Origin of the sequence: Veillonella faecalis (genome assembly GCF_024677885.1) — a bacterium.
GTDB lineage: Bacteria > Bacillota > Negativicutes > Veillonellales > Veillonellaceae > Veillonella > Veillonella nakazawae.
This window is the reverse complement of record NZ_JALBWL010000003.1, coordinates 1-12,599: the sequence shown is the minus strand read 5'-3', so window position 1 is coordinate 12,599 and position 12,599 is coordinate 1. Positions and strand designations below refer to the sequence as shown.

Below are 12,599 nucleotides of genomic sequence, written 5' to 3'. Positions count from 1 at the left end.
TTTAAAATGAATAATGACAACAGATATTCGTCCCATAATCACCATGATTATGACGACATAGATAAGTTAAAACACGAGCATGGAATCACAGATGAACATGGAGACCATAAGGATCAACATCACGACCATCATGCTGGTCATGACCACAGCGGGCACCATAAGGATCAACATCACGACCATCATGCTGGGCATGATCACAGCGGGCACAGTGGGCATGATCACAGCGGGCACAATGGGCATGACCACAGTGGGCACGGAGGGCATGACCACCATCATCACGGAAGCTTTAAGGAACTTTTCTTAAAGTCATTGCCACTAGGAATCGTTATTATGCTCTTATCCCCTATGTATGGATTTGAACTACCATTCCAGTTTACTTTTCCATATTCTGATATTGTAGTAGCTATTTTATCTACTATATTAATTATTTATGGTGGACGCCCATTCTATCAAGGCGCAGTTGACGAATTTAAACAAAAAGAACCTGGAATGATGACTCTAGTTTCTTTAGGTTTAAGTGCTTCATATTTATACAGTGTTTATGCTGTGATCATCACCTACGTAACGGGTGAACACGTGATGGACTTTTTCTTTGAATTTGCTTCATTACTATTAATCATGCTATTAGGTCACTGGATTGAGATGAAAGCTATTGGAGAAGCAGGAGACGCACAAGCAGCATTGGCTAAGTTAGTGCCGAAAGATGCTCACGTTGTATTAGAAGACGATTCAATTGAAACACGACCAGTTGCTGACTTAAAGATAGGTGATTTAATTCGTGTTCAAGCTGGAGAAAATGTGCCAGCAGACGGGATTATCGAGCGTGGAGAATCACGTGTAAATGAAGCTCTTCTAACTGGGGAGTCAAAAGCAGTAAAAAAAGGCCCTGGCGATGAAGTAATCGGGGGCTCAACAAATGGAGAAGGGGTACTTTATATTAAAGTGCTTGAGACAGGTGATCAATCCTTCATCTCTCAAGTTCAGAATTTAATCAGCCAAGCTCAAAGTCAGCCTTCCAGAGCAGAAAATATTGCTCAAAAGGTTGCAGGATGGCTCTTCTATATTGCGGTCATTGTCGCACTAATAGCTTTTGTAGTGTGGATGATTATTGGAGATATCCCAACGGCAGTTACCTTTACTATCGCGACCTTAGTTATAGCTTGTCCACATGCATTAGGTCTGGCTATTCCATTGGTCACCGCCCGTAGCACAAGCTTAGGAGCCAGTCGTGGGTTACTGGTGAAAGACCGCCAAGCTTTAGAAATAGCTCAAGATGCAGATGTGATGATTTTAGATAAAACAGGTACTTTAACAACTGGTGAGTTTAAAGTATTAGACGTTGAACTTTTTAATAACAAATATAAGAAAGAGGAAATCATTGCCTTATTGGCAGGTATTGAAGGAGGATCTAGTCACCCAATTGCTCAATCAATTATAAGTTTCGCCGAGCAGCAAGATATACGTCCAGCATCTTTTGATTCTATTGATGTGATTTCCGGTGCTGGAGTAGAGGGTAAAGCAGGCGGGCACCGTTACCAATTAATCAGTCAAAAAGCCTACGGACGTAATCTGGATATGGATATTCCAAAAGGAGCAACTCTCAGTGTCTTAGTAGAAAACGATGATGCTATTGGTGCTGTAGCTTTAGGGGATGAATTAAAACCAACGAGCAAAGAGTTAATTAAAGTTCTTAAAAAGAACAATATTCAACCAATTATGGCAACAGGTGATAATGAAAAAGCAGCTCAAGGCGTGGCAGAATATTTAGAGATTGAATATAGATCAAATCAATCTCCACAAGACAAATATGAGTTAGTAAAAACACTTAAAGAAGAAGGAAAAAAAGTTATCATGGTAGGTGACGGTATCAATGATGCTCCTTCTCTTGCCTTGGCAGATGTTGGAATAGCGGTCGGTGCAGGAACTCAAGTGGCGTTGGATTCAGCTGATGTCATCTTGACTCAATCTGATCCAGGAGATATTGAATCATTTATTGAATTAGCACACAAAACAACTCGTAAAATGAAACAAAATCTCTTTTGGGGAGCCGGTTATAACTTTATAGCTATCCCTCTAGCTGCAGGAATTTTGGCTCCTATTGGTATCACATTAAGCCCTGCATTAGGAGCAGTCCTAATGTCTGTGTCAACAGTCATCGTCGCCATTAATGCTATTTTATTAAGGTTAGATCCCAAAAATAACGGTTAACAGGTCGAATGATTGAAACTCCTTAAAGTATCAAGATACAATAGTTTTACAGGAGAAAAAGAGATGTAAGTACTGACTCTTTTAATACCATGAAAGTTGGTGCTATAGAATCTTTATAAATTATTTTTAATATTGTATAATGAGTATATAAGTTGTATAAAATTAATTATAGAGAGGAGGGCCTATGGAGTTTTTAATTTGGATGGCTATAGGGATCGCCCTGATGGCGGTAGAACTCGTTGTACCGGGCGGTATTTTAGGGCTCATCGGTTATTGTACATTCCTTTGGGGCGTTTTTATAGCTCTTGGAGAAGGAACGGTAGCGCTGTATGCAGTACTAGGATTAACAGCCTTGCTAATTGTCCTTATCATCGTGTTCTTTAATCACTTTGAAAAGACTTGGATAGGCAAATTATTTACCTTAGGGCAACGATCTACGACCAAGGCTGGCTATGTATCTAATGATGTATTAGAGGATTTAGCTGGTAAAGAAGGCGTAGCTCATACTACACTGCGCCCTGCAGGTATCGCTAAAATTGATGGTAATTTGGTAGATGTTGTAACCGAAGGGGACTTCATCGATGCCGGTTCACCGATTGTGGTACTGCGTGTTGTAGGGGGCCGCAATATTGTTAGAAAGCGCGATTAAGCTTTCACCACATCGTCGTATATAATGGAGGTTATTATGGATGTAGGTATTTTACTTTTGATTCCCATTCTACTGATTGGGATTATGGTATTCTTGTATGTTGTGCCATTAGGCCTTTGGGTATCTGCTCTTGCAGCGGGCGTTAATGTTGGTATCTTTACACTCGTAGGTATGCGCTTGCGTCGTGTAAATCCATCCCAAATCGTAATGCCTTTGATTAAAGCTAATAAAGCAGGCCTTGATGTAAACGTAAATCAGCTAGAAGCGCATTACCTTGCAGGTGGTGACGTTGACCGCGTCGTAGATGCGTTGATCGCCGCTGAGCGCGCATCTATTCCTTTGACATTTGAACGTTCTGCAGCTATCGACCTTGCAGGTCGCGATGTATTGGAAGCGGTACAAATGTCCGTTAATCCTAAAGTGATTGAAACACCAATTATCTCTGCAGTAGCAAAAAATGGTATCGAACTCAAGGTTCGTGCTCGTGTAACTGTACGTGCTAATATTGACCGTCTCGTTGGTGGTGCTGGTGAAGCGACAATCATCGCCCGTGTTGGTGAAGGTATCGTAACAACTGTAGGTTCCTCTGAAGAGCATACAGATGTACTAGAAAATCCAGATCACATCTCTCGTACTGTATTGGGTAAAGGTCTTGATGCGGGTACTGCATTCGAAATCTTGTCCATCGATATTGCTGACGTAGACGTAGGACGTAACATCGGTGCTCAATTGCAAACAGATCAAGCGGAAGCGGACAAGAAAATTGCTCAAGCTCGTGCGGAAGAACGCCGTGCAATGGCTGTTGCTACAGAACAAGAAATGCGTGCGAAAACACAAGACATGCAAGCTAAGGTTGTGGAAGCACAAGCTGAAGTTCCTAAAGCATTGGCAGAAGCTTTCAGAAACGGTAATCTTGGCGTTATGGATTACTACAATATGAACAATATTATTGCAGACACTAAAATGCGTGAAAACTTAGCAGATAGTGAATAGGAGTAGCTATGGACTCTATTTTGTCTTCCGTGCTATCCATCTTTTCGAATAATCCTATATTTGTTCTAGCTATCATCGCGTACATTGCTTTTACTATTATAAAAAGCAAGAATACTGAAGAGGCTGAAGAGTATGAGGACCATGAAAGTTCAGGTCAGACTTGGGAGGATATGGAGCGTGAATATGGTATCTCCATAGAGAAAAAGCCCGTAGAACCTTCACCTGAGGATTTGTTGTATGATGATGATTTTTATCGAGATATTTTTAAAAATAGACCGATTGAGAATCAGCATCCTGAGGCCCCTTTACGAAAAAAGGGCGGAAGACTGTTTCAATATGATGATACGGAGACATCTGAAAAACATGTTGAAGTGCATCCAAGTAATGATAAAACTCAAACAGTTTTAGCTTCCGAGAATCATTACGATGAAGCGTCTACAACGCAACAAGGTACTCATGGTTCATCCAAGAAAACCTCAATTAAATCAACTAGCTTTAGTACTAATACGACTCGTTCGACTCGAGAATCTGTTACAGGTCCTTCTTTAAATGAGCGATTAGCTGAGTTTAAACGAGATAAAGCATCTAAAGAGGGTCGTGTTCTTCTTGAGAATATAGGCGTTACAACTGCCCCAGCTGTAACCTCAACAGGTAAACGAAAAGCTAATCATGCCTTAAAAGAGGGGATGAAGTGGTCTATCATTTTAGGCAAGCCAAAAGCTCTAGAGCGGAGATATCGCTAATTAGAATGCTAACAATAAGCTCTACTAGAAGGTTGTTAGGCCATAGAATATGAATGGTTTATGCCGGATATTGTGATAGCAACTAAAATTATATCTATCGTATGTGGTGCATATAATTACATATGGAAAGAGGTTCCTATTGGTCACCTATGTGACTATTAGGAACCTTTTTTGTATTGTTTTTTCTTGATGGAGCTTTCACAATAATAGAGAAGGGAGTTCGTCTATAAGGAAAGGTGATATTATGTATCGTAATGTGCGCGTTATACCTAGACAGCTATTGGAACAACTATATGTAGAGAAACAGTGGAGTGTTAGAGAGGTAGCAGAGTATTTTCAGTGTAGTGTAGACACTATTATGCGACGCATGAAGCAGTATGACATTGAGCGAAGACCTTTGAAAAAGGATATCAATATGGTTCATGTACAAGCTCTATACGAAACTGGTAAGTGGTCTCTACACTCGTTAGCAAAGCGTTATGATGTGTCTATTACGACAATGGCAAGCCGTATGAAGGAATATGGACTGGCTTGTCAGCGGTCCACGAAGAATGTATCTATCGATCCAGTACGTATTTGTAGGGCTTATAAAAGTGGAAATACTTCGGATTCTATTGCTCGCATGTACGGCATATCACAATGGAAAGTACATCATGTGTTGAGGCATATGGGAATGTGTACAACACCGAAGGTACAAAATCATGGAAAGGTAGAGGAGATGGCTTACTTATATATTCATCATCATATGAGTACCGATGACATAGGTTTAGCCTATGGTATACGAGGATCTACGGTGGCTATTTATCTACGAGAACAAGGCATAGAAATTCGTACCAATACTTTACAGTTAGATGAAAATAACATAAAAAACCTACGAGCAAAAGGGTATGGTGTTGCTAAAATAGCGCAGATAATGGGATGCTCTGCTTCTGCGGTGAGAAAGCGACTAGCTATGAAAAAATATATCTCTCCTTGATGTAGTGTAGTAGATACTATATACTTAAATTTATACAATGATGGGAGGAATATTATGTTCGAAATTATCTCTGCTTTAATACCGTTTTTCTTACTTGGCATAGTTGCCGCTGGTTTATCCCGTGTATCTGGGGTGGCCTTGTCAATGATTATAGTACCAACTCTATTGATTTGGGGTGCTAATGCCATTGATGTCATCGCTTTCATGTTGCTCTTTGTAGTGTACAACAACTTTACAATGGAGACACAAGACGTTCGTTTAGATTATAAAGATCTTGTATTATTCCCTAAGTGGCGCTTGTGCATTCCCTTTATTTTGACTATTATTACAGCCTACTTTGCACCAGCTGCGGGCATTGCAGTCTTTATGGCTTGCTTTGTATTAGAACTATTGGCTACCGTGTATAAACGGATTCCTGAAAATAAACGTCCTCGTTTGCACCGCGTTATCGTTACATCAGTTTTAAGTGCTGTTGTAACGGCTGTAGGTGCTTATGCAGGTCCAAAAATTCCTAGCGAATACTATTTCATCTGTGCTGGTTTAGCAATCTTAGTTATTACAGGCTTTGCATGGTATGTAGGTAACCATCGAGATGCTTTTAGAGGTGCGTGGGAAACAATTTGGGCTGACTTTAATCTATTCCTGGGGATGTTTGGCGTAGAAGCATCTTACTACCCAGCGGCGCTAACTCGTTCTATTCCAAATCCAATGGATCGTATGCTACCAATGATTACTGTAGTAGGTGGTTATGCAGGTCTCATGGTGGTGTTTGGACTGTATAATATCTTCTCCATACCATCCTTGATTACTGCTATTGGTGCGGCTATCGGTATTCGTCTCTTTGGTTTGTACGAGTTTCCACGTCATGGCAGCTTCTCCTACTTGGCTATTGGATTTGCTGTAGCTGCTGTTGTGTGCTTGTACCTCGTATCTCCCACACCAGTAGGTTTTGATTATATCAATACATTGGTATCTCAACCTATCGTTCAATAATGGTTGCTCCTATAGTCGTTGCCATATCTTTTTGTTAATATTGTTAATGTCTCACATGGTAGATAATTGAATTTGAATATGTGACATAGTTCATATATTGTGTTGAAAGTTGAGTCCATACTAGATTGTGAAAGGAGTTGATGCTCTGTGGCAGAAACAATTGAAACGAGACCATTTCCGCCATTCTTACCAAAGAATACGACGGTAATGATGATGGGGACATTCCCACCAACTTCCGAAAAGCGATCTATGGAATTTCATTATCCTAACTTTCAAAATGATATGTGGCGCGTGTATGGCTTAGTATTCTTTGACGATAAGGAACACTTTAGAAAAGGTGAGGAAAAAGCCTTTGATGCGGATAAGATCAAAGCGTTCTTATCTGAAGCGGGGATTGCTTCTTGTCCTACTGTTTTGAAAGCTATACGCGAAAAGGGCAATGCATCGGATGCATTTCTTAAGGTCGTTGAACCTGTACCGCTTGCAGAGGTATTGGACCGAATTCCACACTGTAAACATATTGGTACAACTGGTGGTAAGGCCACAGAAATTTTGTTAAGCCTTTTGCCAGAAAAGGTTAAACTACCTAAAACAGGGGAGACAATTCCTTTTGTGTTTAACGGTCGTGAATTGACGTTAACACGATTGCCATCTACATCTCGTGCATATCCATTAAGCCTTGCCAAAAAGGCTGAAGCCTATAAAAATTTCTTTAAGGCTTGTGGATTACAAACGAAATAATCTTGATAAATAAACTAATTTAATATGTATAAATAACACCTTTGTTGTTATATTGTATTTTTAATGATGCCATATAAACAGTCAAAGGTGTTTTTGTTATCAAAAATTAATGTGAATTATAAAAATGGATATAACTATATTATGATTGGCTATGTATATCTTGTTATAAATAAAATTAATGATGTATATAACATTTTAATTCTTGATTTTTATAGTGAGAGGTTTATAATTAATCGTTGTTGCAAATGGTTGACAATAGTTTAAGAAAATGGAGTTGATATTATGGATAAGGCTAAAGAGGCCTTATGGACAAGATCCTTTGTCCTTGATACTTTGATTAATTTCTTAGTATTTTTGATTTATTATTTATTAATCGTTATTATTGCGGTAGTAGCAAAGGATAATCTTCATGCCACAGCAAGTCAAGCTGGCTTGGCCGTTGGTATTTATATTATTGGTACTGTTGTTGCTCGTTTGTTAGCAGGACGGTTTATTAGTATTTTAGGCTGTCGTAAGATGTTGTACTTAGGTTTGTTGATTTACTTGGTTTCAACAGCTATGTACTTCTACACACCTAATTTATTGATGCTCGACAGTGTTCGTTTCTTAAATGGTTTTGCTTACGGTATTACATCTACAGCTACAAGTACAATCGTAGCCGCTATTATTCCAATGTCACGTCGCGGTGAAGGGATTAACTACTATGGTTTGTCTACATCTCTTGCCGCTGCAGTAGGTCCATTTTTAGGTATTTTGATGCTTCATAGCCTTGGCTATGACTTTATCATCGCCTTCTGTGTTGCTCTTATCATCCTTTGTGGTATCGGTTCCGTTATCATGAAATTTAATGAACCTAAGCTCGATATTGATTCTGAAGAACATAAAGGCATTAAAATTTCCGATTATATCGAACCACGTATGAATTCTATTAGTCTTGTTTCTATACTAGTAGGTTTTGCATACTCTGGTGTTATCGGTTTTATGGCCGCTTATACAAAAGATTTAAACCTTATCTTAGCAGGTACATTCTTCTTCGTTGTATATGCTGTAGTTATTACGATAACAAGACCATTACTTGGTATTGTATTTGATATGAAAGGGGAAAACTTCGTTCTTTACCCTTGCTTCATATCTTTAGCACTTGGTATTTTCTTGTTGTCCATCGCTCACTCTACATGGCTTATACTCTTATCTGCTGTGTTTGTTGGTCTTGGTTACGGTACATTTATGTCAAACGGTCAAGCAGTAACTGTTAAAATCGTTCCTGTTCACCGCATTGGTGTTGCCACATCTACATATTTCATTGCCTTGGATATGGGCTTAGGTTTTGGCCCATATATTTTAGGTGCTATTAAAGAGGTTGTTGGTTATACAAGTATGTTCCATGTTACTGTTGTAGTAGCACTTCTTGCATTCGTTGCTTATTATTTCCTCTATGGCCGTTATGTAGGTACTGAAAAAGATCTTTCTTTGAAAGCTCGCGCTGAAGAAGAACAAATCAGAAACCGTAAACGTAATGGAAAATTAGCATAACATTAGCTATATTACTTACAATCACATAACATATAAAAAGGACTATACGAGATATCTCGTATAGTCCTTTTTATTATTGTTAAGGTATCTTAGGATTCCATTGTATTCTATACTACTAGTTTAGTATTTAAATATCCTTCAAATGCCATCTAGTAGTATAGGTGCATGAGAAGTTACATCTATCCTATTATTTCTCAATATTAACGATGTTTACGATAATTTCTACGGCTTTTTTCATGTCATCAATACATGCGAATTCGTGACGACCATGTAGGTTTTCTACGCCAGTAAAGATATTAGGGGTAGGGATGCCCATGAAGGAAATTTTAGAACCATCTGTACCGCCACGGATAGGGTCACAAATAGGCGTGATACCTGCTTTTTCCATAGCTGCTTTAGCTACGTTAACGCATTCCATATTATCTTTAATGATATCGTACATGTTGTAGTATTGATCTTTTACAGATACTTCACATACTTCACGGCCATAGATTTCATTTAATGTTTGACCAGCTTGTAAGAAGAATGCTTTTTTCGCTTCGAATAATTCTTTGTCATGGTCGCGTATGATATAGTTCATTTTACCGGTATCTACTTGAGTTTCCATGCTCATGAGCATAAAGAAACCTTGGCGACCGCATGTGTGTTCTGGAACAGCAGCACCTGGCAATAGAGCATCGAATTGCATTGCTAATTTAGCACAGTTAATCATAATGCCTTTAGCAGTGCCTGTATGAACAGATACACCTTTTAATGTAACTGTACCGCCAGCGGCATTAAATGTTTCGTATTCAAGTTGACCAAGGCTTTCACCATCAATAGTATAAGCAAAATCAACAGGAAATTCTTTGACATCAAAGTGATCAGCGCCAGTGCCGATTTCTTCATCTGGACCAAAGGCGCACATGATTTTGCCGTGCTTGATTTCTGGATGAGCAACGAGGTAGGCAAGGGCTTCCATAATTTCACAGATACCAGCCTTATCATCGCCGCCGAGAAGGGTGAGACCATCGGTTACTACCAAGGATTTACCAATATAGTTCTTTAAATTAGGAAAATCTGCACGACGTGTGTAGATTTGATGTTCTTCGTTGAGGCAAATATCGCTGCCATCATAGTTTTCAACGATGCGAGGCTTAATATTTTCTGCGTTGTAGTCTGCTGTATCCATGTGAGCGATGAAGCCTATAGCAGGTGCTTTTTCATCTGTATTAGCATTTAATGTGCCGATGACAAAACCATTTTCACGGTTGTAAATAACTTCATCTAAACCGATTGCTTTTAAATCAGGAACGAGCACATTAGTAGCAAAGTCTACTTGAGTTTGAGTACTAGGAATTGTTGTACTTTCCTCGTTAGACCGTGTATTTATGCTTGTATAGCGTACAAAACGTTCGACCATTGATTCCATAATGAGCCTCCTCGTAAGTAAACATACATCTTATATATACTGGTATACATACTGTATATAATAAAGATTCTTAATATACCTTCATTGTAGAACAGGGGCGGTGAAAATGCAAAATAAATATTTATGGAACGTGTGATATTTTATTCGCATAATGCATAGAAAAGCATTGAACCATATATAGTGCCGTGTTAGTATAAAGGTGAATAGTTATACGTTTGTACATTTTCTGTGAGGAGGTTTTACCATGTCGGACGAAACTCGTTCTATTCCGCCCGTAGAACCCGTATTGGATCCTAAGAAGGATTACGTAGAGATTAACTCATATGTAGTATTCTGGGGCCTATTCTATGCGGCAATTTTTACACTGGCTGTAGGTTATTTATGTTTGAAAATTGGTCAAACAGTAGATGCCTTTGCTCCAGTATCTGTACTTGCAATGGGTACAGCAGTTATTTTGAAACGGCAAAATGCTTTTGCCGAAACAGTTCACATTCAGGCTATTGCTAGTTCTAGTACGAACACATTAGCTGGTGCGATGTTCTTCTTGCCGGCTCTATACATTTGGAATGTTACAGATGTATCCTTTGTACAAATGGCAATTCCTATCATCCTTGGTGGCGTACTTGGTGTTCTATTATGCGTTATGTTCCGTCGCTACTTTGTTGAGGAAATGCACTATGTGTATCCGTTCCCAAGCGGTCGTGCTGCTGCTGAAGTACTAATGAGTAATGAAGGTAGCAAAGCGAAACTCATGCTTGGTTCTGGTCTTATCGCTCTTGTATATGACTTTATTCTTAACAGCCTTGGTTGGTGGGAAGAGGTTATCCGTACTACCGCATTTAAATGGGGTTCTGCCCTAGCAGATTCAACTAAGTTAAATGCTGCTGTAGATACAGATGCTGCGTTGCTTGGCCTTGGTTACTTCACAGGCTTACGGTATGCGGCTATTATCGCAGCTGGTTCCTTCTTCTCTTGGTTCGTATGTATTCCAATCGTATACTATTTAGCTCCGGAACATATCATGCAAATCAATGGTCATGCAGTTCCACTTGCAGAAGCTCCAATTCGTAAAGTATTCTTAGACTATGTTCGCCATATTGGTATCGGTATGCTTGCTATGGCAGGTATCATCGGCTTGCTTAATATGTCCAAAGTCGTAGCTAGTGTTGTTAAAAATGCAGTGCTTGATATCTTCAGTTCCAAAACTGTAGATGTTAACTTGCTTCGTACACAACGCGACGTGCCTACATCTTGGATTGGCGCTGGCATCTTGTTATGTACAGTTCTATTCGCAGCATATTTCCACTTTATGTATGCTGAAAGCTTCGGTCAAACAATCGTAGCATTCTTAATTGTTCTTATCATGTCCTTCCTATTATCTGTAGTAGGTATTAGCTCTATCGCTTATACAGGTACAGAACCAGTATCTGGTATGACAATCTTCATGATTATCATCTCCGCTGTATGCTTAACAGCAGCAGGTATGACTGGTAAAGTAGGCATGATTGCAGTCCTAATGATGGCATCCTTCATCGGTACAACTATCGGTATGGCTGGTAACTTCATGTCTGAGCTTAAAGTGGCTCATATGACAGGTGCTACACCTAAGAAAATGGAACAATGGCAAATCGTTGGTACTATTCTTTGTGCAGTCCTTTCTGTAGGCGTTATGATTCTCTTGAACGACGCATACGGCTTTGTAGGAGACCATGCATTAAATGCGCCACAGGCGAACGCTATGGCTGCTATCATTGAGCCGATGATGACTGGCGGTAGTGCTCAATGGCCTCTATACATGGCAGGTGCATTATTCGCAATCATCTTGTGGATGGTAAAAGTTCCACCATTGGCATTTGCCCTTGGTACTTACTTGCCAATGGAAATCAACACACCATTACTTATCGGTGGTTTGATTGCATACTTCGTACAAAACAGTACAAAAGATAAAGAATTGGCAGATCTTCGCTTCTCCAAAGGTAGCACAATTGCATCTGGTCTCGTAGCTGGTGGTGCTATTGGTTCTTTATTCAGTGCCGTACTTCGTATTGCAGGTGTTGATGTATTCGCTCAAGACTGGGTTGAAACTCCGGAAGCAACATACCTCAGTATTGTAATGTACTTGTTACTCTGTGTATTCTTGTACAAAGTAGCTATGTACGTAAAAGCTAAAAAAGCTAAATAAAGTTTAATGAAAAAATACTCCACTTATAAAAGTGGGGTATTTTTTTGTTGTACGCCGAATAGGCATGACTAAACCCCCAGTTAAACTGGGGGTCGATAAAAAATTCTTAGAGAAAAGGAAAGAACCTCCTAGTGATAGAATGAAGTTGGTCTGGCAACCACAACATTTCA

At 39.4% G+C, this 12,599-nt stretch carries 10 protein-coding genes; 9 read left to right on the top strand and 1 reads right to left on the bottom strand.

The window, feature by feature from the left end; genetic code table 11:
• Positions 1-6 precede the first annotated feature (6 nt).
• The 8 genes from MOQ65_RS06735 to MOQ65_RS06700 all read left to right on the top strand — a co-directional run bounded on the left by MOQ65_RS06735 (position 7) and on the right by MOQ65_RS06700 (position 8,836).
• Entirely contained in the window at positions 7-2,208 is a 2,202-nt protein-coding gene (locus MOQ65_RS06735; protein ID WP_257847031.1) for a heavy metal translocating P-type ATPase, read from the top strand.
• Between the two features lie 184 nt (positions 2,209-2,392).
• Positions 2,393-2,857, top strand: a complete 465-nt coding sequence (locus MOQ65_RS06730) for an NfeD family protein (protein ID WP_257847029.1) — start codon at positions 2,393-2,395, stop codon at positions 2,855-2,857.
• A gap of 36 nt (positions 2,858-2,893) precedes the next feature.
• Positions 2,894-3,850, top strand: coding sequence for a flotillin-like protein FloA (gene floA / locus MOQ65_RS06725; protein ID WP_119208619.1), 957 nt, complete (start codon positions 2,894-2,896; stop codon positions 3,848-3,850).
• Between the two features lie 8 nt (positions 3,851-3,858).
• Positions 3,859-4,593, top strand: coding sequence for a hypothetical protein (locus MOQ65_RS06720; RefSeq protein ID WP_257847028.1), 735 nt, complete (start codon positions 3,859-3,861; stop codon positions 4,591-4,593).
• 244 nt (positions 4,594-4,837) lie between these two features.
• On the top strand, positions 4,838-5,569 hold the full coding sequence (locus tag MOQ65_RS06715; protein ID WP_257847027.1) for a COG3415 family protein: 732 nt from the start codon (positions 4,838-4,840) through the stop codon (positions 5,567-5,569).
• 54 nt (positions 5,570-5,623) lie between these two features.
• On the top strand, positions 5,624-6,562 hold the full coding sequence (locus MOQ65_RS06710; protein ID WP_060923819.1) for a hypothetical protein: 939 nt from the start codon (positions 5,624-5,626) through the stop codon (positions 6,560-6,562).
• A gap of 147 nt (positions 6,563-6,709) precedes the next feature.
• The gene (locus MOQ65_RS06705) at positions 6,710-7,303 is read left to right on the top strand and encodes a Mug protein (RefSeq protein ID WP_024065713.1); all 594 of its coding nucleotides are present in this window, start codon (positions 6,710-6,712) and stop codon (positions 7,301-7,303) included.
• Between the two features lie 282 nt (positions 7,304-7,585).
• Positions 7,586-8,836: an MFS transporter gene (locus MOQ65_RS06700; RefSeq protein ID WP_257847025.1), complete on the top strand. Its 1,251-nt coding sequence runs from the start codon at positions 7,586-7,588 to the stop codon at positions 8,834-8,836.
• A gap of 187 nt (positions 8,837-9,023) precedes the next feature.
• On the opposite strand, the gene pepT is transcribed toward MOQ65_RS06700, so the two are convergent.
• A complete protein-coding gene (gene pepT / locus MOQ65_RS06695) occupies positions 9,024-10,247 on the bottom strand; it encodes a peptidase T (RefSeq protein WP_156719026.1) in 1,224 nt (407 codons plus the stop codon).
• Positions 10,248-10,491: 244 nt separating this feature from the next.
• On the opposite strand from pepT, the gene MOQ65_RS06690 reads away from it, so the two are divergent.
• Complete coding sequence (locus MOQ65_RS06690) at positions 10,492-12,429, top strand: OPT family oligopeptide transporter (RefSeq protein ID WP_257847022.1); 1,938 nt, start codon at positions 10,492-10,494, stop codon at positions 12,427-12,429.
• The last annotated feature ends 170 nt before the right edge of the window (positions 12,430-12,599 follow it).

Excerpts from the sequence above, each read along its gene's own strand:
- MOQ65_RS06720 (WP_257847028.1), top strand. The coding sequence starts at position 3,859 with ATGGACTCTATTTTGTCTTCCGTGCTATCCATCTTTTCGAATAATCCT.
- MOQ65_RS06690 (WP_257847022.1), top strand. The coding sequence starts at position 10,492 with ATGTCGGACGAAACTCGTTCTATTCCGCCCGTAGAACCCGTATTGGAT.
- floA (WP_119208619.1), top strand. The coding sequence starts at position 2,894 with ATGGATGTAGGTATTTTACTTTTGATTCCCATTCTACTGATTGGGATT.
- MOQ65_RS06730 (WP_257847029.1), top strand. The coding sequence starts at position 2,393 with ATGGAGTTTTTAATTTGGATGGCTATAGGGATCGCCCTGATGGCGGTA.
- MOQ65_RS06735 (WP_257847031.1), top strand. The coding sequence starts at position 7 with ATGAATAATGACAACAGATATTCGTCCCATAATCACCATGATTATGAC.
- MOQ65_RS06700 (WP_257847025.1), top strand. The coding sequence starts at position 7,586 with ATGGATAAGGCTAAAGAGGCCTTATGGACAAGATCCTTTGTCCTTGAT.
- pepT (WP_156719026.1), bottom strand. The coding sequence starts at position 10,247 with ATGGAATCAATGGTCGAACGTTTTGTACGCTATACAAGCATAAATACA.
- MOQ65_RS06710 (WP_060923819.1), top strand. The coding sequence starts at position 5,624 with ATGTTCGAAATTATCTCTGCTTTAATACCGTTTTTCTTACTTGGCATA.
- MOQ65_RS06715 (WP_257847027.1), top strand. The coding sequence starts at position 4,838 with ATGTATCGTAATGTGCGCGTTATACCTAGACAGCTATTGGAACAACTA.